This window comes from Hamadaea sp. (assembly GCF_013362815.1).
In the GTDB taxonomy this organism is placed as follows: Bacteria; Actinomycetota; Actinomycetes; order Mycobacteriales; family Micromonosporaceae; genus Hamadaea.
The window spans coordinates 29,606-50,987 of record NZ_JABFVK010000031.1; the positions used below are offsets into that span (position 1 = coordinate 29,606).

Here is a 21,382-nt window from a genome sequence, read left to right on the forward strand (position 1 = left end):
GAATCCATGGTGATCCCGATCTACGACGTGAACCCCGTCCGGCGTACGCCGTGGGTCACCTACGGGTTGATCGCCGCCAACCTGCTGGCGCTGCTGTTCACGCCGTTGTTCGCCAACATGGGGCTCGGCGGCGAGGCGGTGGCCGACCTGTGCCACCAGACGGCGTTCTTCCAGCACTATGCGGCCATTCCCAAAGAGCTGGTCACGAACATGCAACTGCCGCTCGTCGCGACGGGCGCAGTGGGCCGGGGTGCGAACGGGATCGGCTGCGTCATCGACGCGCCTACGTACACCAAGGTGCCTGCGCTATCGGTGCTGACCTCGATGTTCCTGCACGGTGGCTGGCTGCACCTGCTCGGCAACATGCTGTTCCTCTGGGTCTTCGGCAACAACATCGAGGACCGGTTCGGCCGGATCGGCTACCTGCTGGTCTACCTGGCCGCCGGGTACGCCGCCGCGTACGGGTTCGCGTTGGCCAACCCGGACACGGCCGAGCCGCTCATCGGGGCGTCCGGAGCGGTGTCCGGCATCCTCGGGGCGTACTTGGTGCTGTTTCCGCGCGCCCGCGTATGGAGTCTGGTGCCGATCCTGTTCTTCATCCCGTTGCGCCTGCCGGCCTGGATCGTGCTCGGCACCTGGTTCGTGCTGCAGTGGCTCTACTCGGCCGGGTTGGCCGTCTCGGGCGGGGGAGAGGTGGCGTACCTCGCGCACGTGCTCGGCTTCGTCGTCGGCGTGCTCGCCGCGCTGCCGTTCCGCGGCCGCGGTCGCCCGCCGGTGCCTCGCCAGGTCGCCAGGTACGCCGAACCCCAAGTCATGTGGCGCAAGACCGACCGCGGCGGCTGGCGCTAAGACACCATGATCGTCGGCACCCGACGATCAAGACGCCCCGCGCGGACTTGGCCGAGGCCGGGCCCGGCGACAGGCAAGGTCATGTGCCCGTCGTCTGCGCAGAAACGCCCATTCTCGTGATCAAGTGCCGGTCATCTGCGGAGAACGGACCCTCAGCGCAAACCATGGGAACTCGATCTTCGAAACGGTCGCGATTTCGCAAGCCACCGGCACTGGATCATGCAGTGTCCCCGTCCAGCAGTCCGAAGTTCTCGGCGAAAGATTCCAGGAACTCCCGCTCCGGACCGGGACGTGCCTCGGCGGCGAGTTCGGCCATGACCCCGACAAGGCGCAGCCGCTGCTCGGGCGGCAGCTGACCGCAGACGTACGCGATCCACTCCAACGCCTTGACGGCCCAGCGCTCGTCGACGAGCTCTTCATCGGAGCCGTCCAGACGGAACGCCAGCTCGGCGACGAGCCCGACCAGCGCGCGTACCAGGGGATCGGGCTCGGTCATGACCCGACAGTAGACCGGACCATCACCACGTCCACCGGGTCCTGAGCCTCCACCGTGAACCCAAGCCGCTCGTACAGCCGTCGCGCCGGGCTCCCCTGCAAAACGATGAGCCGGACAACGGTGCATCCCAGCAGCAGGTGCGAAAGTACAGCCGATCCGATGCCGTGACCTTGGAAAGTGGGGGAGAGGTAGAAGTGCTCCAGCCAGTGCCCGTCGTCAGCGGGGCGGAGCGCCACGCAACCCGCGAGGTCGCCGCCGACCTCGATCACCCAGCTGTTGGCCGGCACGAAACCGTCGCGCAGCCGCTGCCGTACGCGATGCTCGTCGAACCGGCCCAGCCGTTCAAGGTCGGGCCGCATCACCACCGCTCGCAGCTCGACGAGAGCCTCGATGTCGGCGACGGTCGCCGGACGCAGTGACCAGTCTCCCATGATCACCATCGTACGGCGTGCCCGATGAGCTCCTACCGCAGGTCAGCCTCGTACTGGTCGTGCCGCGCCCACAGCGCCACCCACTCGTCATGAGTCAGTTCGCGCCCGCGGGCCGCGATGTCGGCCAGCTCCTCGAAGTAGCCCTCGCGCGGGCCGCCCGGCGCGAACAGGATCAACATCGAAGCCGGTTCGCCGGACGTGTTCGCGAACGAGTGGATGCCACCCGGCGGCACGTACAGGTAGTCACCCGGCGACGTGTCGACCCATTTGTCGCCGTCATACAGCGCAACGGTGCCGCTCAGGATGTAGAACGACTCCGCCATCGTCCGATGGAAATGCCCACCAGGCATGCTTCCCGGCGGCGGCACGGCCTGCAGCTCCCAGCGATACAGCCCGAACAGGCCGTTCGTGGTCTCGCCCGTGGCCAGGTAACTGACCTTCGATCGCTCGCCGATCGCCAGGTCCACGGGCGCCTCGCCACCGCGCAAAGTCGCGCTGACCTCGGGCGACTCGACGGTGTACTGCTGCGGTGGATAAGACATCCACTCACCCTAGACCGTGATCGTCGCCAGGTCCGCGCTTGCTCCTGCTCCCCAGCCAACGTGTACGCACGACTGAGCGCGTACTGCCCTCCGCAGCCATATACCGCCCGGTGTCGCGTACACCCGCTTAGTAACCGGACAAAACGCCCGAGCCGGTGGTGAGGGGCCTGCGCGCAAACCAGTGGGCGAGTGCGCTACGCTGTACGGGCTGCCGCGCGGAGAGATCCGGGCGGCAACGGGCTGTAGCGCAGTTTGGTAGCGCACTTGACTGGGGGTCAAGGGGTCGTCGGTTCGAATCCGGCCAGCCCGACAAGACGAAGTGCCCGCTCAGCGGGCATTTTTCATTTCTGCTCTTCGATGGTCGGCGCTCTGGCCTTCGCCCGGTTTCGTTAGCTCATCGTCGGCCATGGTGCCGCGTCGTGCCAGCGGCCATGCGAGCTGGGGGCTCAAGGCCGTGGCGTGCCGCGGCCAGCACCCGGTCCGCCTGCGCCGCGGCGTCGCGCGGGTCCAACGGTGCGTGACCGACCAGCAACCGATACCAGAACGGGCCGAACACCAGATCCGCGACCACGGCATGATCCACCGTGGATGGCAGCTCGCCGCGGTTGACGGCGCGGTCCAACAGTTCCGCAACGATGGCACGCCGGGTTTCTATCCAGTTCCGGAAGGCTTCGGCGAACTCGGGGTCGAGCTGCGCCTCTGCCATGAGACCGCGCAGCGCCCGAACCCGCGCTGGATGTTCGCCGACGCGGTACAGATCGGTGAGTAGCGCGGTCAGGTCGCCGGCCACGGTGCCGGTATCAGGTTCGGGTACCCGGTGCGTAACGGCGTACCCGTAAGCGTCCATGACGAGTGCCGGCTTGGAGGTCCACCACCGGTAAATGGTCGACTTCGCCACGTCGGCCTTCGCGGCCACCCCCTCGATTGTCAACCGGCCGTAGCCGACTTCTTCGAGCAAGTCCACGGTGGCTCGCAGCACGGCCTGCTCGGCGTCCCGACTGCGGTGCCTGCCGCCGGCGCGGCGCGTTGGAACGTGTTGAGGCACAAGGGCCAGCGTACTGGACTCTTGCATTTAATCAAATCGCGACGTAGCGTTTTGATTTCGGGGCGGCAGCCGCGACTGCGGACGGTCGCCGCGGTGGGCGTCGTCGCGCTTCACCCCTTGGATCATCTGGAGGATTGATGAGCACCGTCGTACTCGCTCATGCGTTCAACGCTGGACCGAGCGACCTTTGGTACCTAGACCTGGCGGATCGCCTGACCGCGCGGGGACACGCGGTGCTGGCCCCGGAGTTGCCCGACGCGACCGCCCCCGACCCGATGGCTTGGCGGCACGTGCTCGACTCCACCGTCGCCCCGCTCGACCCCACAAAGACCGTCCTGGTGGGACACAGCCTCGGCGGCGTCGCTCTGCTTGATCTGCTGGCCCGCCATGGCAACGATCCACGCGGTCGTTACAGCGGCGCGGTGCTTGTCTCGACGATGGCCGGCCCGGTCGGGTACGAAGCGGTCGCCGGCTTCTTTCCGGAGACCGGCTTCGACTGGCCGCAGATCCGATCCGCCGTACAGCGGATACGGCTACTCGTCGCGCTCGACGACACCGTGCTCAGCCCAGACCCGCTCGAACATGTTCGCCGGTTCGCAATTCACGCCGGTGCTACCACGACCGTGCTGCCAACCGGTGGCCACCTGCCGAACTGGACTCCAGACGTGCGGCCGGCCGACCCGCTACCGCAGGCGTTCCAACTGGTCCTCGAATGCTTGCAGTGATGAATGCGGGTTACGCGAACGGATCGTGCCGGTCGTAGCGGTCGATCAACGCCGTCCATCCACTCGGGACGGTGCAGCTGAAGCCCGTACGCCGCGGCCATTTCCATCACCTTCGGCGTCGGAGGGGGTCCGGCTGCGACGAGTTCGGTCATGGCGTGACGTGGTTGAGCAGTTCGATGTCTCCGCCTGTCAGGCTGTCGGCGTTACCAAGCAACTTATGGTCAATGTGGCCGGCGCCGGACCGGCCCCGACGTAGCCGAAGGACGCCTCCCCGGCTGGCTGGAGTGTGCCGTTCCAGTCGGCGCTCGTCACTGTCACGGTGCCGAGCTTGGACGCGGGGGTGCCGTTCCAGTACTCGCGCATCACCTGCTGACCCGGCCAGTCCCAGACCGCCTGCCAACCGTGGATCGGGGTCGTCAGATTGTTGTGCACGATCACGCGGGCCACGAAGCCGGTGTCCCAGGCGCTGTCGAGCACGTACGTCGCCGTGCAGTCCTGCGGTGCGGCGGCCGTTAACGTCGGCCCCATGGCCAACGAATCGAAGTTGGAACCGCCGCCCGAGAAGCGGTACCAGTAGGGCGTGCCCGGCTTCAGGCCGGACACGGTGAGCGCCTGAGCGGCCTCGGCTGTGGCGGCGGTGGAACTGATGGCCGACAGATGGGCGCTGGCGTCCTCGAAGCTGCGGTAGACCGAAACCGTGACGGGCGCGTACCCGCAGCCACCGTTCGCCGAAACCACGAACGTCAGGTGCGTCGGCCCTGCCTCCACGACCGATCCGCTCGCTGGGGGTCGCAGGCACGTGGGGCTCGGGCTGGCGCTCGGGGTCGCGCTCGTCGCGTCGGCCAGCGCGGGTACGCCGACTGCCAGGACGATCAATGCGCCGGCTGCCGCTAAGGCAACTCGACCAAGCTTCATATCGTCTCCACAACTCGGGTCGCGGGACCGGGCCGACGCCATTCAAGATCTTGACTGTCAACTGTAGCGGTCGGCGTCGATCCACGGAATACGGCAACGGCTCGCCGCGGTCGGCGTTGCGGTGGCCTACGCGGACGCGCCCTTCGGGATCAAGGATGCAGAGTGCCGTCGGCCGTTGCTTCACGCTCGAACCGCAAGATATGGCGCAGCTGCCAGGCGATCACCGCGCCGCATACGACGAACGAGATGGCGGCTGCATAGATCGCGATGCCCAGAACCCCCCAGCTGTCCGCCTGCCGCACATCGACAAGTGACACCGCCGGTCCCACGACGATCATTCCGACAGCACAACGCAAGGCCCACCGGATCGCCGATCGGGCGGACTCCGGCGAGCCGGCCGACAGTCGCACCGACGACCAGGTGGCTAACGCGAGTGCCACCGTGGCCACGGCCAAGATCACTGGAAAGCTCCACGCTTCCACTGGGCGTCCGGCTTCGACCTCGACCGACCGATCCGAGGACGCTCCTACCGCCCCGTACGCGAAGACGAGCGTCAGCAGCGATGAAACGATGACGTGGACGATGAACGAGGGGTGTACGCCGGCCTTCATCGTCATCCCTTCAGGTTCCAGTCGGAGGGGTCGCCGTCGGACGATCGCCCATCGGCGAGGTCCACGGTCGGTCGCGGCCAGTGACCGCCGGGATAGGCCGCGTTGTCGTGCAGGTCCTGCTCCAGGTCCTTGATCTTCGGCACAGTGTTGACCATGATGAATGTGTAGAACGCGCTGAGAATGGCCAACGTAACGCCGACGAACTTGGCCACCGCTGCGGCGGCGCCACCGGCCCCGGCCGGTGCGCCCACACCCGTCGAGGCGGCCGCGACACATGCCATGATGATCAGGACCACCTCGACCAGCGCGGCGAGAAACGCCAGCCAGAATGCGCCGATGGCAATCGCCATGCTGGTCAGCACGTCGTCAATGGTTCGTGCGGAGGCCGCCAGCGCAGACATCGCCTCCTTCTGCCGGGGCAGGCTGTTCTTGTACGCGTCCGCGGCCACGCCGGTCCAGAAGTCGTCGACCCGCATCTCGTCCAGCGTCGCCCGGGAGATCTGGCTGCTGATCTGGCCCGCGATCGGCGGTCCCGCCCAGTCGCTGCCGTGGCTCCAGAGTGTCCATGGGACGCCAGGGTTCATGAAGAACTCGGTTACCAGGTTTCCGGTCTGGTTGATCTGACTGTCGATCTTCGACAGCATGGCGTCGAGCCCTGCGCCCTGGGGCCCGAGCGCGACGGTCCAACGCCGGACGACCGCAATGAGACGGCGGCCCTCGCGCTGCATCTGCTCAGTGCGATCGCGCGCATCCGCCACGACCCTTTCGAACTCTGCCGCACTCATGATGGTCGCCACGACGCACCTCCTCGCGGGCTCACTGGGTGCCCTGCATGCGATGTAGAGCGGCCGCATCATCGGCCGCGTAGCCGTCAGCGGCGGTCTCCAATGACGCTGCCATGAGTTCATGGGACTGTACGGCCTCGCCGATCAGGGCAATCATGCGATCTTGAACGGAGCGATAAAGCTCGACCATGCCCAGTTTGTCGGCAATGAAAGACAGTTGCAGCTCACCGAGATCCAGCCGCTCAGCGACTTGTCCGGCGCTTCTGAACGCGGCCGCCATGTCGCGCCACTCCACCGCGTCATGCCGCATCGCCGCAAGCGAGGCCGTGAGCTGTGACTCCGGTGAACTCATGGTGCGCTCCGGTCGGCTAGGCCCAGATTGGCGAGAAGCTGCGAAGGATCGGCCATCAGCGTGCGGAACTCCGCCACCCGTCCGACAGCGTCCATCTCGGTGACGGCGCTGACGATCCCGCCGGGCAACAACCGCCTCAGTACGCGGGTCAGCTCGCGGCCGGCTTCTTTGTGGTCGGCTCGTCGCAGCCACGAGAGATCCACGTCCACGTGGACTAGGCGGCCTGCTTGAGCCGTCGCGACGACCGCGCTGTCAGCCCCAGTCTCCGTCCGTTCCTCGCGGGCGGCGTGAAACGCTCGCGCCTCAGCTTCTGGCAGCACGCTCTGGACGTCGGCGAGCAAGGACCGCAGGTATGACGCGAAGGCAACCGGGTCGGCATCGGCGCTCGTGGTGGCAGCTTCCGCTGGACCGGCTGTGGTCGCTTTGTCATGAGTGGTCCGCCGCGTCATGACCTGCCGAATCGCCGTCCGGTGTGCCGCGGTTACGGCCGAGACGACGGCTGCGCCGAAGTCGTCGCCAGCCAGGCGCCGCTGCCAGTCGGGGTGCACCTGCAGTTCGCGTATGGCGCCGTCGAAGCTCACGACGGCCGCGACCGGTCCGTCTACACCGGCAGTGGCCGTCTCAGCTGGGTTCCACTGTGCAGCCGTGTCAGCAGCCTCGCCGTGCTGCTCACGCAGCCGTGCCAGTTGTTCGTCCATCCCCCGCACCCTCATCGACGAATGCCGAGAGCCTAGCGGTCGCCACTCCGGCCTGCCAAGGGCCGGAAGCGGTGAGACCTGGGAGTCGGGCTGTTGCGACGCCGGGTCACGCGAACGGATCGCGCAGGCCGTAACGGTCGATCAAGCCGTCCATCCACTCGGGACGGTGCAGCTCGAGCCCGTACGCCTCGGCCAGTTCCATCACCTTCGGCGTCGGCGGCGGTCCGGCCGCGACCAGTTCGGTCATGGCGTGGAAAAACTCCTCGAATCCAGCCGGGGTGATGACCTCGATCATGCGCGCGGGTTCCTTGCCGGCGTTCCACATCGTGTGGACCTCACCGCGCGGTTTCGTGATGTATCCGCCTGGGCCGAGCACGACCTCCCGGTCGCCGGAACGGAACCCGATCTCGCCCTCCGTGACGATCGAGTACTCGTCCTCGCGGGTGTGCAGGTGGGCGGGGACGATCGCGCCGACTGGGAACGGATGCTCCACGATCGCGACCTGCCCGCCGGTGTCACGGCCCCACAACTTGAACTCCACGCCGATCGTGCCCAGGTCGCCTACCTGGCCCTGGCCAGGGGGCACGACGGTCAGCGCGGGCACCTCGATCCCGGTCATGATGATCACCCGTCCCCTCTATTCCGAGATACAATGCTGTTTAGTGAAATCATCTACCTGTGCCACCGGGGTGTCAAGAGTTGAGTGAACAGCAGCGTTCTCCGAAATCGCGTGCGTACCGGATGACCAAGCGGGCCGAGCAGGTCGACGAGACCCGGCAGCGCATCGTCGAGGCCGCCGTCGAGGTGCACGGCACGCTCGGCCCGGCTGCGGGCAGCATTTCGGCCATCGCGGAACGGGCCGGGGTCACCCGGCTGACGGTCTACCGCCACTTCGCCGACGACGAGGCGCTGTTCGCGGCTTGCTCCCAGCATTGGCTGGCTCGTCAGATTCCGCCGAATCCAGGCATCTGGGCCGCCATCGAGGATCCGGAGCTGCGGCTGCGTACCGGATTGGCTGATCTCTATCGGTTCTACGCCGACGGAGAATCGATGCTCACCAACATCTACCGGGACAAGGCATTCGTGCCCGCCGCTCATCGCGACTCCCTGGATCAGCGAGACGCGGCGTTCGCGGATCTGCTCGCGGAGCCGTTCGCCCCGTCCGCCGATCGCCGCCCGGTCCGCGCGCTCATCGGTCACGCAGCGTCGTTCTGGACGTGGCGGTCGCTCTGCGTGACTCACGGTCTCACCCAAGATCAGGCGGTACGCGCGATGACCACCCTGGTGCTCAGCCAAGCCGAGCAATGAGGCGGGTCGTACACGTAGGACGAATGCTTCCCCGGGACGGTCTTGTCAGCCGATAACGCGCACCGTTAGATGGGCTGACGACAATCTCCCATCGCGAGAGGCAGACCACATGCGACGACGGCAGGTAGTGATGAACGCCGCGGCCGGGCTGGGCGGAGTTGCGGCCGGGGCGTTCGGCTCACCAGGGATCGGGCTCGACCGGCTGCGGCCGGTGTTCCTCTCGCATGTCAACGACCCGGCGGTCACCCCCGTCTTTCCCGGCGATCCGGAGTTCACGGTCGAGACGGTGGCGACCATCCCGCAGGACGGCTTCTACATGCAGTACGTCCGGGAGGCCGAGCACACCGGGACCCACTGGGGCTCGCCCAATCATTTCCTGGAAGGCGGGCGTACGGCCGACCAGCTCGACGCGCGCGACCTGTTCCTGCCGGCCGTGAAGATCGACGTCCGGCAGCAGGCGGCGGCTGACGCGGACTACGCGGTGACCGTCGACGATCTGCGAGCCTGGGAACGCCGGCACGGGAAGATCCCACCGTGCTCGGCGGTGATCCTGTGGACCGGGTGGGAAGACAAGTGGGGCACCGACGCGTACGCGAACTTCGACGCCGACGGCCACCTGCACCAGCCGGGGTTCAGCACCGAAGCCGTGCAGTGGCTCCTCGACACCGGGAAGCTGGGCGTACGCGGAGCGCTGGGCACCGACACCTTCGGTCCCGATCTGGGCATCGACGAGACGTTCCCGGTTTCGGTGCTGCTCTACGGTGAACGGCGGATCAGCCTGGAGAACCTGGCCAACCTCGGCCAGCTTCCGGCGACCGGCGCCTGGATTCTGGTCGGCGGTCCCCGCAACCGCAACGGCTCCGGATCCACCGCGACGATCTACGGGTTGATCCTCGACAAGTGACCTTCCGGCGGCTGACCGTCCGGCTGTTCCTAGCCGGACGGCGTGCCGGCCAGCGGGTTCGGATAGCCGAAGAGGTAGCCCTGGCCCAGGTCGCAGCCCCAGCTCGTGAGCCGGCGGACCTGGGCGTCGGACTCTATCCCTTCGGCGATGACCTGGACGCCCAAGTCGTGCGCGATCCCGACGAGGGAGCGGCCGAGCGCCGACGACCGATCCTCGTCACCGTCCAACGTGGTCAGTACGCGATCCAGCTTGACGACGTCGACCGGCAGTGCATGCAGGTGGCTGAGTGCTTGATAGCCGGCCCCGAAGTCGTCGAGCGCCAGGCTGACACCCATGTCCTGAATTCGGCGTACGGCCTGGGCGGCAGCCCCGAGATCGGCCAGCCGCCGAGTCTCGGTGATCTCCACGACAAGGCGGTCACCCGGCAGGTGGTGCCGCGCCAGCGCCGCCCGGATCGCCCCTTCGAGGGTCGGGCAGCCGATCCGGGTCGCTGAGACGTTGACGTGAAAGCGCAGCGGTTCGCCGTCGGAGTTGGCCGGAAGCGATGTCGCGTCACGACAGGCCAGGTCGAGGATCAAGTCGTCGAGCTCCGAGATCAGCCCGGCTCGTTCGGCGGCGGCCACGAACACCTGTGGCGGCACCGCCCCGAAGACGGGACTCGCCCAGCGCGCCAACGCCTCCAGGGCGACCACCGCTCCGTCGGCCATGCGTACGATCGGCTGATAATTGACCTCGATCGAGCCCGCCTGGGTGTCGCCCTGCAGAGCGGCCGCGAGCAGGGTGAGCAGATCGGCGTGATTGACGTCGAGCCGGTCGGCGGGGTGCATCCGCAGGATGCCTTTTCCGGCCTGCTTCCCCCCATACATCGCGGTGTCGACGCGGCGCAGGAAGGCGTCCGGCGTCAGGTCGGGTTCGACCCCGACCGTCGCGGCAGCGCCGACGCTCGCACTGACCAGGACGCTGCGTCCGGCGACGTGGACCGGGTTGCGTAAGGCGTCGAGGATTCGTTGGCCGACCTGCTGCGGATCGCCGGCACCAGCCAGGAGCACGGCGAACTCGTCGCCGCCGAGCCGGGCCACCATGTCGGCGTCGTGGGCACAGTCGCGTAGACGTTGGGCCACCATGCAGAGCACCATGTCACCGGCCTCGTGACCGAGGCTGTCGTTGACGAGTTTGAAGTCGTCGAGATCGACGAACAACAGACCGAGCGGTCGCCCGTCATGGCGATGCCGCTCGACCGCGGTGGAGAGTCGTTCGTGGAACAGCGCCCGGTTGGCCAGCCCCGTGAGCGAATCGTGGAACGCCTGGTAATGAAGCCGGGCCTGGCTGTCGCGGACCTTCTCCAGCAGAAGAGTGTTCTCCAGGAGGATGGTCAGCTGCCGGGCGATCGCCAGGGTGATGACCACGGCTCCGGCGGTCTGTTCGATCGCGTCGATCGGCAGATCTCCGAGGACCTGCGTCAACAGGAGCAAACCGGTCGCGGCCAACGGCGTATAAGGCAGGAACAAGTACGCGAGCTGGACTGCCCGGGCGCGGCCGGGCGGCTTCGGCACCGGCCTGTCGGCGGTCCGGTCGGCCGCCGCGAGCGCGATGAGCGCCGGACCCGCGATGAACCCGACGTCGAAGATCGGCGCCATGTCGGCTGCGCCCCGGCTGACCAGGTACGCGAAGAAACTGTCCGACAACGACAACGCGACCATGCCGAGACCCAGGACCAGTAGCCGGCGTCGATTGCCGACCCGGCGCAGCACGATCAGCAGCACCACAATGGTCACGAGAACCAGATCGGACGCCGGGTACGCGATCGCGACCGCGAGCTCCAACGGAGTCGGTGCGCCCGCCTTGACCACCGCGCCGAGGGCGGTGGCCCAGGTCAGGATGAACAGCGAGCAGACCACCATCAGACCGTCGAGCACCAGCACGACCCGGGGAAGAGACCGGGGCGTGGCGGGTTCGGCGGGTTCGCGCGACGGCAGGTTCGTCGCCAGGACAAGAAGCCCGACGAGCCCGAAGACCGGCAGCGTCAGGAAGCCGACGTCAGCGAGGGACGGCGACGGCAACGCGATCCCACCGAACTCGCGATACCACGCCCACACGGCCATACCCGCGGTCCAGCCGAGGAAGCCCGCGCCGACGAACCACCGCCAGACGCGTTCCGGCCCAGTCTCACGCCACCCGAACCAGACACAGCTGAGCACCGCCAGTACGCCCGCGACGAGTTGCGCGCCATCGTCGATAACGGTGGCGGCCAATGGATGATCGGCGTACAGCGATTGGGCAGCCAACCCGGTGATGGTCGCCGCAGCAACCACTACCAGCACCCGCACTCGTGTGGTGATCATTGACCTTCGTGGGTTTCCCGCCGACTTCCCCCGCAGCGCTCACACCGTACCGCCCGGGAATGTCGGTGGCAAAGACTGCACCGGCGGCCACCTCTCCCAGCGGGGGAGGTGGCCTTCCTATGAGGAATGTCGATCAGGTCGTGACGACTGCCGGCCTCCTGGTGCGGTGAAGCCGGCCGCCGCACCATGCCAGCGGCAACGCGAAGACGACCAGGGCGAGCGTGAACCACGCCGGGGCGAGATTCAACTGCCAGGTGGCCACCGCGCCGACGACGTTCAGGGCGAGCGAGATCAGTCCGAGGGCGACCGAGTGCCGGATGGGGTGGACGGGTGCGAAGCGGGCGGTGACATAGCCGCCGATCACCGCGTAAATGCTACGGTAGGCGACTTCCAAAAGGTGCAGCCCGAAGACGGTGTGCGGTCCCCGTGGCAGCAGGCCGACGTGTTCGAGCAGAGCGTCGGTGCTGACGGTGAGGATCACACCCGCGCCGAGTCCGGCAAGGACGGCGGCGATGCTGATGAGAGGTCTCGTGTTCACGATGTGGTCTCCTGTTCGAGAGGCTGGCCGGGTGCGTACGGGTCACGACCGCTGAATGCGGCGAGCCGGTCGTAGAGTGGTGCGTCGTCGGCAACGGCCAGTGCGATGCCGATGTGGAATCCCGCTGCTTCGTCGCCTCGAAACTCCGGCTCGACGTTCTCGGCGGCCCAGTCGAGCGCGAACCGGGCGAGGCGGGGGTCCAGATCGGTCTGTTGGCCGGTGGCCTTCGCTATGTCCCAGCCGTGGATGACGATCTCGGTGATGTGCTGACCGACCGTCCAGTCGGCGGTGAGCTCGCCCCCCGGCAGGCGATGCGTTCGGTCGGAGGAACCGGGCTGTCGCCACGCCGTCAGCAGTGCGCGGGCCGCGTCTTCGTACGCGGTCGTCCAGTCGTCGCCGATGACGTTGGCGCCCAGGTGCTGGCGCCTTCCACCGTCGGCCAGAAAGGCGAACTGGTGCACCTCGTCCACCAGGTGGTTGACCAGGGCTCGCACATTCCAGGAGCGGCACGGCGTCGGGAGCGTCGCCTGCTCGGGCCGTACGCGGTCGATGACTCCACCCGTCTGGGCGAGAGCACGGGCGAGTACTGCGAGGTGATCGTCGAATTGCGTCATGAGTTCACTCTCAACGCGGGCGCGGTCACGGCCCAGAGGTTTAGCCACCGCTAAAGATACGATTGCCCGGTGATCGAGTGGCGGTTCACGCCGGAGGACGTCGCGCGGGTCAGGTTGGCCTTCTCCCCGCTGTGGGAGCTCGTGCTGAGCCTCGTCGTGCTGCGCGCACCCGGGCGGCACTCGCTGCATCTGCCCTGGATCCGGGTGACCCGGCAGCGGATCGCCGCACTCGACCTGGCCGAGCTGTTCGCGCTGGCACCGGTGGTCGGGCCGACCGCAGACTTCCTCACTCCGCCGCCTGCCACTCCGCTACCGAACTTCGCCGATGAACTCGATCTCGTCCGCCACACCCCAGCCGAACGGGTCGCTGCGGACGTGGCTGAGGTCCGCGGCGTACCAGCGCCGATGATGCGCCGCATCATCGAAGACCCGGCGGCGGCCGCCGGCCGTATCGCGGACGCGTTACAGGCGTACTGGGAGGCGTGTTTCGCCGAGCACTGGCCACGCGTGCGGACGCTGCTGGAGGCCGACGTGCTGTGGCGCGCCGGCAAGCTGGCCGTCGGCGGTGCCCAGGCGATGTTCGAAGACCTCCACGAATCGGTGACCTGGCGCGGGGATCGGCTGTTCGCCGCGGGTGCGTACGAGTTCGCCGGTGGCCTCTCGGGTGACGGATTGCTGTTGGTGCCGAGCGCGATGTGCTGGCCGGAAGTACGCAAGATGATCGAGCCTTACCAGCCGACGATCATGTATCCCGCCCGCGGAATCGCGACGCTGTGGGAGAGCGGGCAACCGGCGACGCCCGGCGCACTCGACGCGTTGCTCGGGCGTACCCGGGCGGCGATGCTAGTGGCGTTGGCGGAGCCGATCTCCACGACCGTTCTCGCCCGCCGCCTCGCGATCACGCCCGGCGGGGCGAGCCAGCATCTGGCGGTCCTCCTCGGCAGTGGCCTGGTCGTCCGATCACGGGTCGGCCGATCCGTGCTGTATCGGCGTACGCGCTCAGGTGACCTGTTGGTCGCATCGCCGTCGACCGACGCGGCATCCCTAGATACCGGGGAAAACTGACGCGCCGCGAGCATGCTCGGCAACGTTCTGACGGGCGTCGCCCGCAGTCCTCCTGAGCGTCAGGTGATCTTCGTAGCCTGCGGCCATGCGGGTAGCGATCATCACCGAGTCCTATGCCCCCGATGTCAACGGCGTCGCGAACTCGGTGCTGCGAGTCTGCGACCACCTCGTCACGCGTGGCCACGAGCCGATGGTCATCGCGCCCCGGCCGCGCCGCCGGCTCCTGCCGCACGCGCCGGTTCCGGCGTACGGGGTCCACCGGGTGCCGTCGATGCCGTTCCCGGGATATCGCAACGTACGCCTGGCCGCGCCGAGCGGAGTCATCTCAGCAGCTTTGCGCGAGTTCCAGCCGGACGTGGTGCACCTGGCGAGCCCGTTCGTCCTCGGTGCATGGGGTGCGCGGGCGGCCGAGTCGCTCGGGATTCCCGTGGTCGCCGTCTACCAGACCGACGTGCCGGGATACGCCGAGGCATACGGCGTACGGCCGATGCAGGACGCTGCGTGGCGCTGATCGTCGGGTACGTCGGGCGACTGGCCCGGGCGTGCGTTGGCCGCCGACACGGCAGCGCGTAGCGAGACGTTGGCTGGACTCGGGTTGTAGGTCTCGATTCCGTCGATCTCATACCCGGCGCTGAGCAGACCCTCGCGCCGCGTGTCTATCCGGACGTGCAGCCCCGCCGCCGATGCAGCGGCGGGGCTTGGTGCGGCTTAGACGTCTAGGTAGTCGAGGTTGGCGCAGCCACCGGAGGTGGTGGCGGTCACGCGTACGGTGTTCGCACCGGCGGCAAGGGTGACGGGCACCGAGGCGATTACCCAGGTGTCCCAGTTCGTCGTCACGGCGAACGACGGTGTGGCGACGACGGTCCCGTTGACCGAGACTGCAGCGGGCCGGCTGGCGGTGGTTCCGTTCGCGTACGCGATTCGCAATGTCGCCGGTCCGGCGGTGGCCGCGTTCACCGTCCACTCGACGTAGCTGCCCGTGATGTTGTCGGTGTTCACGAAGCCGGTGCCGCTGAAGCCGAGATGGTTGGCCTCCACGACCCCCTGGGAGATGACGGCGTTCTCGGCCTCGTATCGGGTCGGTGGGGGAGCGGCGATCGCGACGTCCACGTAGTCGAGGTTGGGATCGCCGCCGGCGGTGGTCGCCGAGGCCCGGACGGTGTTGGCCCCGGCCGTCAGCGCCGTGGTGACCGTGATAGTCGCCCAGGTGTCCCAATTCGCGGTCGGCGGGAAGGCGACCGCTGTGGCGACGGTGGTGCCGTTGACCGTGATGTCCATCGGCCGGTCCGCTGTCGTGCCGTTGGCGTAGCGGAACTTCAGGGTGTGCGGTCCCGCCGCATCGGCTTGGACGTTCCATTGCACGTACGCCCCGAGCACGTTGTCGCTGTTGACATAGCCCGTGCCGCTGTAACCGGTGTGGGTGTTCTCGAAGACGCCTGGCGAGTAGGTCGCGTCCTCGGCCTCGTAACGGCCCGGCGGCGGCGTGGTCACGCAGTTCTCCGTCGAGCCGGCGGCGTTGACCCGCAGCGTGCCGCCCGTCGTGTTCTGGCCGGTCACGCAGTAGCCGCCGACGCTCTGGAAACCGACGTCGTAGGCCGAGCCGGTGCCGCGTTCGGCGGTGAAGTTGGTGAATTTCAGGTTGCTCGCGGTATTGGCGATGACGGCCGGGCGGTTGTCGTTGCTTTGGAAGTCGACGGAGCTGTCGATGAACGAGATGTTGTTCGCGTTGTGGACATACCACCCGTACGCCGGCCGCGTGCCGATGCTGTTCGGGTTGTAGTTGGTCGGGTCGTTGCTCGGTACGCCGGTCGACACGGCCGCACTGCCACCCGGAACGGTCAGGTGCACGTTGGTGAAGGTGACGTCGCTGATCTGGTTGCCGCCGGCCTCGCCCCACAAGGTCGGGCTGAAGACGGGGCTGCTCTTGCCGACGCCGGTCACGTTCTCGTAGGTGATGTTGCTGATATGGCCGATGCCGGGGCTGTTGCCGCAGCGTCTGCGGGTGCCGATCTTCTGCATGATGGGCGAGCTGACTCCGCTCATCGTGATGTCCTTGTAGTGGACGTCGCTGATGTTCGCCCCGTCCATGCTCACCATGCCTAGCCCGGACTTGTTCGCGCCGGTGATGGAGATCCGCTCGAAGACGTAGTCGGTGAAGTCGCCGCACGTCTCGGAACCGAACATCAGCGCGTTGCAGCAGCCCGCACTGGCGTGGGTGTCCGTCACGCGTACGTGGCCGTTGGGCAGCTTCGCGCCCAGCGCGTAGTCGCTCTTGAAGACGATCGCGTCGTCGTTGCCGTTGATGTCGCCGTTGGTGATGGTCACGTTCGTCGCGCTGATGATGTTCCAGGCGTCCCGGTCGGTGGCGGTGAAGATCTTCAGATGGTCGGAGGTGATGTTGTTGCAGTTGTTGGTGAGGATCGCGAAATGCCCACCCCGCCGCAGCGTGATGTCGTTCAAGACGAGCCCGTCACAGCGGGTCAAGGAGATGATCTTGTCGGCTTCGCCGGAGGCGGGGTTGCCCGTGATCAGGTTCCCGCCGCCGTCGAGCGTGCCGGTGCCGGTGAAGCCGATGTTCGTCAGCCGGTCGCCGTAGAACATCGCGTTGTGGAAATGGCTGTGCCCGTAGTCCTGGTACGCGTCCCATTGGTTCGGCTCGGGCGGGTCGTAGGTGTCGGCGCTGGAGCCGACGACAGTGGAGCCGGCGTCCAGCTGGACGGTGATGTTGCTCTTCAGATGGATGGTGTTGGCCGATTTGTAGGTGCCCGAAGGGAACTGCACGATCCCGCCGCCCGCCGCGGCGGCGGCGTCGACCGCCTTCTGGATCGCGGCGGAGTCGTTGGTCGAGCCGTTGCCGGTCGCGCCGTAGTTCTTGACGTTGTAGGTGGCGGCGAACGCGGGTTGGCCGACCGCGCCCGCCAGCAGTACGCCCGTTGTGATGGCCAGAGCTGCGTGAAGCAGCCGTCTCGGTCTCATCTCCGACCTCCGGAGGGAAGGGTCCAGACATTGGATGAATGACGGTGGACTTTCCCGCATGGCGCGGATATGCGGCCTGTTGAATGTATGATTGGTCCGATGTCCCGTCAAGGCTCTAGCCCTTGGTGGCACCTCCGGTGAGGCCTTTGACGAAGTGCCGCTGCAACAGCAGGAAGAAGATCAGCACCGGCAACGTGGCGAGGAACATCATGGCGAACATCGCGCCGAAGTCGACCTGGTACTGGCCGATGGAGCGGTAGATGCCCGTAGTCACCGTCGTGCCCTGGCTCGGACCCAGGATGATCAGCGGATCGATGAAGTCGTTCCAGATCCAGACCCCGAGGAAGATGAGTACGCTGGCGGTCGCCGGGCGCATCAGCGGGAACACGATCCGCCAGAACGTCTGACCCCGGCCGGCTCCGTCGAGGGCCGCCGACTCCTCCAGCTCGACCGGAATGGCCCGCACGAAGCCGGTGAACACGAAGACTCCGAAGGGCACGTAGTAACCGACGTTGAACAGGACCAGGCCGGGCACGGTCGTCATCAGCCCGACGGCGCGAAGCACCTGCGTCACCGGCATCAGGATCACCTGCGGCGGGATCATCAGGCCGCTGAGCAGCAAGAGCGTCAGCGCACGAGTCCAGCGGCCGCGCGTACGCGCGAGGTAATGGCCGAGCATCGCCGACAGCACGGTGAGCACGGCGATCGACAGCGACGTGACGATGACGCTGTTGGTGAGGCTCACCCAGAAGAGCCGGTCGGAGCGGCCGAGCGCGGACCGGATGTTGTCCAGCGTCGGCGGGATCGGCAGCGACGCGGGCGACTTCGAGATCTGCGGCCCGTCCTTGAAGACGTTCACCACCGCGACGTAGAGCGGAACGGCGAAGACTGCTGCGACCAGCAGGGCGAACAGCTTCCTCACAGATCGACCTCCCGGCGCTGGAGCAGCTTGAGCGCGACGCCGGACAGCACGGCGATGATGACGAGCATCAGGATGGCCATCGCGGACGCGAAGCCTTGCCGGTTGGCGACGAAGCCGGTCTGCAACACGTTGTACGCGATGGTGGCGGTGGTTCCCGTACCCGGTCCGCCCCGCGTGATGATCTGGACGTGGTCGAAGATCTTGAACGCCGAGATCAGCAGGATCACCGTGTTGATGGTCAGCGCCGGGGCGAGCAGGGGCCAGGTGATCCGGCTGAAGCGGCGTACCGGGCCGGCTCCGTCGATCGAGGCGGCTTCGAGTAGCTCCTGTGGGACGTGCTGCAATCCGGCCAGGTAGATGACGACACAGAAGCCGAGCATCTGCCACGACAGGATGGCGCCGAGCGAATAGAGGGCATAGTCCGGATCGGACAGCCAGCCGGGCGGCTCGTCGACGCCGAGTGCACGGAGGGTCTGGTTGATCAGCCCGTCGTTGTCCAGCAGCCGGGTCCAGATGACGCTGACGACGACGGAGCTGAGCACGACCGGGACGAAGAACACGGTACGCAGACTGGAGAAGAACCAGCTCTGGCGATCCAGCAGCACGGCGATGGCCAGGCCGGCCACGTTCGGGACGATCACCACGATGGCGGTGAGGATGCTGGTCACCTTCAAAGAGGTGAGGAACTCCTCGTCGGTCAGCAGCACCCGGTAGTTGTCCAGGCCGACGAAATGGGTCTCGCCGCGGAACGGGTTGTAGTTGGTCAGGCTGTACCCGAGGCTGATCAGGATCGGGGCCAGCACGAAGCACACGTAGACGGCGGTGCCGGGGCCGCCGAACGACAGGAAGTGCCAGGCCCGCCGCCCGAAGACCGGACGGCGGGACACGGATGCGCTCATGATCAGGTTGCCGCCTTCGCCCATTCGGCGTCGAGGAACGCGCAGACCTGGTCGGGGGTCTTCTTCCCGGTGACGAGGTCGACCGCGGACGAGTCCCATTTCGCGGTCACGCCCGGCAGCATGCCGTCGTCGCCGGCCTCGAAGCCGAACGCCGGGACTACGGCGTTGGCCGCGACGCCTTGTGCGTACAAGTCGTAGCCGAGTTTGTAGGCCGCGCCGACGTCGGACGGCGGGCTGTAGCCCTTGATCGCCGGGAAGAGCCCGTCGGCCTTGGCCGAGTTGTCGAGGTTGCCCTTGTCGAGCTGGAAGCCCAGCGCGAAGGTCTTCGCCGCCTCGAGGTTCTTGGCCTTGGCGCTGACGAGCAGCCCGCCGCCGGTGAAGGCCGGGATCACGGCCTTGCCGTCGTCCGCGGGCCAGGCGAACTGGCCGACGTGCAGCTTCGTGGTGGGTTTGTCGACCTCGCCGGCGAGCCAGTTGCCCATCGCGTACATCGCGCCCTTGCCGTCCAGGAACGCCTGTTGCCCGGCTGCGTAGTCGCGCGAGACGTCCTTGGGATCGAGGTAGCCCTGCCGGGCAAGCTCGGCCAGCTTCGCCGCGCCGGACTTGAACTCCGGGTCGCAGAACTTCACCTTGCCGGCCCGCCGGTCGTGCATCCAGTTCGGATTCTTGGCGTAGACCTCCGTGGCGAGGATGCCGGCCCACAGTGGGCCGATCGAGTCGTGCACTCCGGCGGTGACGAACGGCGTGATCCCGTTGGCCTTGAGCTTCTGGGCGGCCGACAGCAGGTCGGCGTAGGTCTTCGGCTCGCCGGTGATGCCCGCCTTGGCGAACAGGGCCTTGTTGTAGTAGACGACCGGGATCGTCTGAGTGTTGGCGGGCAGCTGGTAGACCTTGCCCTTGATGGCGCCGTTGGTGGGGAACTGGAAGTCCTTGAGCTCCTCGGTCGTCCAGGCGTAGAGGTTGCCGCCTTCGGCGAAACCGGCCGGCGAGACGGCGATCATGACGTCGGGGAACTGCCCGGAACTCAGCAGTTGCTTGGCGTACGTGGTGCGGTCCTGGTCCGGCGAGACCAGTTTCTTCACGGTGATGTCGGGATGCTTGTCGGTCACCCGCTTGATGGCGGCATCCCAATATTGCGGCGTTAGGTTGGGTGTTTCGAAGACCAGGAAGGTGATCTCCTTCTTACCGGCGGACGTGGTCGGTTCGCCGACTTCGCAGGCGGCCAGGGTTGGGGCGGCGAGGAGCACCGCCATCCCCAGCGTGAGCAATCGTCTCCTCATCGGGGGATTACATCCGATGTTTCGGCGGAGTGTCAAGGTCTTAGATATGCATATCGGGCGCTGCCTGCGCCAATGATTGGATGACTCCGGTGTCGCCCCTGCGCCCGGTCCGATCTCGACTCCGGTGGCCGGTCGCTCCGATCGTTCCGTGGTACCGGTCGCTCCGTCGCAGAGCGTGACGGAGCTTCGGTGTTGCGACCTCCCTGTCATCCGACGTTTGTAAACTAACTGGCCTATCAGTAAGACGCAACAGTGTGGCTATCCGGGTATGGATCAAGCGGCGGCGTGGCAGACATCCAATGATTTGCCGTAACGGACGGTACGGAGAGTGCACTCGGCCGCCCTATCCTTGGCCGCATGGCCCTTACCGATGAGGCGATCGAGCGCATCAAGGAGATGATCGTTTCGGGCGAGCTGCGCCCGGGCGGGCGGCTGCCCAAGGAGGCCGACCTCGCCGAGCGGCTCGGCCTGTCCCGCAACTCGCTGCGTGAGGCGGTCAAGGCGCTGTCGCTGATCCGGGTGCTGGATGTCCGCCAGGGCGACGGCACCTATGTGACCAGCCTGCAGCCCGCCGTGCTGCTCGACACGGTCGGGTTCATCATCGACTTCCACCGCGACGACAGTGTGCTCGATCTGCTGGAGGTGCGCCGCATCCTGGAGTCCGAGGCCACCGCGCTCGCGGCTCGGCACATGACCGACGAACAGCTGGCCGAGCTCGGCGAGGTGATCGAGGGTATGGAATCGGCGGCCGACATCAACGAGCTCATCGAGGCCGACCTGGACTTTCATCGGCGGATCGCCCAAGGCGCAGGCAATCCGGTGCTGGCGTCGCTCATCGAGAGCCTGTCGGCGCCGACCCTGCGCGCTCGGGTGTGGCGCGGGCTGACCCAGGCCGACGCCGCCGACAGCACCCGCGAGCAGCATCGAGCGATCTTTGCGGCGTTGCGTACGCGGGACGCCAACGTCGCCCGTTCCTGGGCCGCCGTCCACGTCGCCGGTGTCGAGGAATGGCTGCGTAAGGCGCTCTGAAGCCGTTCGCGGGGTGCGAGGCTGGACCGCCTCGCACCCCGCTCGGTCGCCCCCTC

At 67.1% G+C, this 21,382-nt stretch carries 24 protein-coding genes and 1 tRNA gene; 8 read left to right on the forward strand and 17 right to left on the reverse strand.

Annotation, left to right across the window (positions count from 1 at the left end; genetic code table 11):
• Window positions 1–6 precede the first annotated feature (6 nt).
• A complete protein-coding gene (locus HOV77_RS16750; protein ID WP_290863274.1) occupies window positions 7–849 on the forward strand; it encodes a rhomboid family intramembrane serine protease in 843 nt (280 codons plus the stop codon).
• Window positions 850–1,066: 217 nt separating this feature from the next.
• On the opposite strand, the gene HOV77_RS16755 is transcribed toward HOV77_RS16750, so the two are convergent.
• Genes HOV77_RS16755 through HOV77_RS16765 form a run of 3 tightly spaced genes read right to left on the reverse strand, consistent with a single transcriptional unit; the run spans window position 1,067 to window position 2,318 of the window.
• The gene (locus HOV77_RS16755; protein WP_290863276.1) at window positions 1,067–1,345 is read right to left on the reverse strand and encodes a hypothetical protein; all 279 of its coding nucleotides are present in this window, start codon (window positions 1,343–1,345) and stop codon (window positions 1,067–1,069) included.
• Entirely contained in the window at window positions 1,342–1,776 is a 435-nt protein-coding gene (locus HOV77_RS16760) for a GNAT family N-acetyltransferase (RefSeq protein WP_290863278.1), read from the reverse strand. Before HOV77_RS16760 ends, HOV77_RS16755 begins: the two co-directional genes overlap by 4 nt.
• Window positions 1,777–1,808: 32 nt before the next feature.
• Entirely contained in the window at window positions 1,809–2,318 is a 510-nt protein-coding gene (locus HOV77_RS16765; RefSeq protein WP_290863280.1) for a cupin domain-containing protein, read from the reverse strand.
• A 236-nt stretch (window positions 2,319–2,554) separates the two neighbouring features.
• Here HOV77_RS16765 and HOV77_RS16770 point away from each other — a divergent pair.
• A tRNA-Pro gene (locus HOV77_RS16770) sits at window positions 2,555–2,628 on the forward strand.
• A gap of 84 nt (window positions 2,629–2,712) precedes the next feature.
• Here HOV77_RS16770 and HOV77_RS16775 read toward each other — a convergent pair.
• Complete coding sequence (locus HOV77_RS16775; protein WP_290863283.1) at window positions 2,713–3,282, reverse strand: TetR/AcrR family transcriptional regulator; 570 nt, start codon at window positions 3,280–3,282, stop codon at window positions 2,713–2,715.
• 218 nt (window positions 3,283–3,500) lie between these two features.
• Here HOV77_RS16775 and HOV77_RS16780 point away from each other — a divergent pair, with 218 nt between their 5' ends.
• On the forward strand, window positions 3,501–4,088 hold the full coding sequence (locus HOV77_RS16780; RefSeq protein ID WP_290863285.1) for an alpha/beta fold hydrolase: 588 nt from the start codon (window positions 3,501–3,503) through the stop codon (window positions 4,086–4,088).
• Window positions 4,089–4,277: 189 nt separating this feature from the next.
• On the opposite strand, the gene HOV77_RS16785 is transcribed toward HOV77_RS16780, so the two are convergent.
• The 6 genes from HOV77_RS16785 to HOV77_RS16810 form a co-directional block, all read right to left on the reverse strand.
• Window positions 4,278–5,003, reverse strand: coding sequence for a cellulose binding domain-containing protein (locus HOV77_RS16785; protein ID WP_290863287.1), 726 nt, complete (start codon window positions 5,001–5,003; stop codon window positions 4,278–4,280).
• Window positions 5,004–5,152: 149 nt separating this feature from the next.
• Complete coding sequence (locus tag HOV77_RS16790; RefSeq protein ID WP_290863289.1) at window positions 5,153–5,620, reverse strand: hypothetical protein; 468 nt, start codon at window positions 5,618–5,620, stop codon at window positions 5,153–5,155.
• Window positions 5,617–6,411 carry a hypothetical protein gene (locus HOV77_RS16795; RefSeq protein ID WP_290863291.1) on the reverse strand — a complete coding sequence of 265 codons (795 nt, stop codon included), beginning with the start codon at window positions 6,409–6,411 and terminating at the stop codon, window positions 5,617–5,619. The genes HOV77_RS16790 and HOV77_RS16795 overlap by 4 nt, the downstream gene beginning before the upstream one ends.
• A 19-nt stretch (window positions 6,412–6,430) precedes the next feature.
• Window positions 6,431–6,751: a hypothetical protein gene (locus tag HOV77_RS16800; protein ID WP_290863293.1), complete on the reverse strand. Its 321-nt coding sequence runs from the start codon at window positions 6,749–6,751 to the stop codon at window positions 6,431–6,433.
• The gene (locus HOV77_RS16805; RefSeq protein WP_290863295.1) at window positions 6,748–7,449 is read right to left on the reverse strand and encodes a hypothetical protein; all 702 of its coding nucleotides are present in this window, start codon (window positions 7,447–7,449) and stop codon (window positions 6,748–6,750) included. The genes HOV77_RS16800 and HOV77_RS16805 overlap by 4 nt, the downstream gene beginning before the upstream one ends.
• Window positions 7,450–7,555: 106 nt before the next feature.
• Entirely contained in the window at window positions 7,556–8,068 is a 513-nt protein-coding gene (locus HOV77_RS16810; RefSeq protein ID WP_290863297.1) for a cupin domain-containing protein, read from the reverse strand.
• 80 nt (window positions 8,069–8,148) lie between these two features.
• On the opposite strand from HOV77_RS16810, the gene HOV77_RS16815 reads away from it, so the two are divergent.
• Together HOV77_RS16815 and HOV77_RS16820 are read left to right on the forward strand one after the other, a co-directional pair.
• Window positions 8,149–8,757, forward strand: coding sequence for a TetR/AcrR family transcriptional regulator (locus HOV77_RS16815; RefSeq protein WP_290863299.1), 609 nt, complete (start codon window positions 8,149–8,151; stop codon window positions 8,755–8,757).
• A 109-nt stretch (window positions 8,758–8,866) separates the two neighbouring features.
• Entirely contained in the window at window positions 8,867–9,661 is a 795-nt protein-coding gene (locus tag HOV77_RS16820) for a cyclase family protein (protein WP_290863301.1), read from the forward strand.
• 29 nt (window positions 9,662–9,690) lie between these two features.
• Here HOV77_RS16820 and HOV77_RS16825 read toward each other — a convergent pair whose 3' ends face one another.
• The 3 genes from HOV77_RS16825 to HOV77_RS16835 form a co-directional block, all read right to left on the reverse strand.
• Window positions 9,691–12,003, reverse strand: a complete 2,313-nt coding sequence (locus HOV77_RS16825) for an EAL domain-containing protein (protein WP_290863303.1) — start codon at window positions 12,001–12,003, stop codon at window positions 9,691–9,693.
• 133 nt (window positions 12,004–12,136) lie between these two features.
• A complete protein-coding gene (locus HOV77_RS16830) occupies window positions 12,137–12,541 on the reverse strand; it encodes a hypothetical protein (protein ID WP_290863305.1) in 405 nt (134 codons plus the stop codon).
• Window positions 12,538–13,155 (reverse strand): TIGR03086 family metal-binding protein, encoded by a 618-nt coding sequence (locus HOV77_RS16835; protein ID WP_290863307.1) that lies wholly within the window; start codon window positions 13,153–13,155, stop codon window positions 12,538–12,540. Before HOV77_RS16835 ends, HOV77_RS16830 begins: the two co-directional genes overlap by 4 nt.
• Window positions 13,156–13,224: 69 nt before the next feature.
• On the opposite strand from HOV77_RS16835, the gene HOV77_RS16840 reads away from it, so the two are divergent.
• Together HOV77_RS16840 and HOV77_RS16845 are read left to right on the forward strand one after the other, a co-directional pair.
• Complete coding sequence (locus HOV77_RS16840) at window positions 13,225–14,220, forward strand: DUF5937 family protein (protein ID WP_290863309.1); 996 nt, start codon at window positions 13,225–13,227, stop codon at window positions 14,218–14,220.
• 85 nt (window positions 14,221–14,305) lie between these two features.
• A complete protein-coding gene (locus tag HOV77_RS16845; RefSeq protein WP_290863311.1) occupies window positions 14,306–14,731 on the forward strand; it encodes a glycosyltransferase in 426 nt (141 codons plus the stop codon).
• A gap of 197 nt (window positions 14,732–14,928) precedes the next feature.
• Here HOV77_RS16845 and HOV77_RS16850 read toward each other — a convergent pair whose 3' ends face one another.
• The 4 genes from HOV77_RS16850 to HOV77_RS16865 all read right to left on the reverse strand — a co-directional run bounded on the left by HOV77_RS16850 (window position 14,929) and on the right by HOV77_RS16865 (window position 20,297).
• Window positions 14,929–17,196, reverse strand: coding sequence for a CBM35 domain-containing protein (locus HOV77_RS16850; RefSeq protein WP_290863313.1), 2,268 nt, complete (start codon window positions 17,194–17,196; stop codon window positions 14,929–14,931).
• A gap of 115 nt (window positions 17,197–17,311) precedes the next feature.
• Window positions 17,312–18,118 carry a carbohydrate ABC transporter permease gene (locus HOV77_RS16855; RefSeq protein ID WP_290863314.1) on the reverse strand — a complete coding sequence of 269 codons (807 nt, stop codon included), beginning with the start codon at window positions 18,116–18,118 and terminating at the stop codon, window positions 17,312–17,314.
• Entirely contained in the window at window positions 18,115–19,017 is a 903-nt protein-coding gene (locus HOV77_RS16860; protein ID WP_290863315.1) for a sugar ABC transporter permease, read from the reverse strand. Before HOV77_RS16860 ends, HOV77_RS16855 begins: the two co-directional genes overlap by 4 nt.
• A gap of 2 nt (window positions 19,018–19,019) precedes the next feature.
• Window positions 19,020–20,297: an extracellular solute-binding protein gene (locus HOV77_RS16865; protein ID WP_290863316.1), complete on the reverse strand. Its 1,278-nt coding sequence runs from the start codon at window positions 20,295–20,297 to the stop codon at window positions 19,020–19,022.
• Window positions 20,298–20,654: 357 nt separating this feature from the next.
• On the opposite strand from HOV77_RS16865, the gene HOV77_RS16870 reads away from it, so the two are divergent.
• Window positions 20,655–21,326, forward strand: coding sequence for a FadR/GntR family transcriptional regulator (locus HOV77_RS16870; protein ID WP_290863318.1), 672 nt, complete (start codon window positions 20,655–20,657; stop codon window positions 21,324–21,326).
• Window positions 21,327–21,382 lie beyond the last annotated feature (56 nt).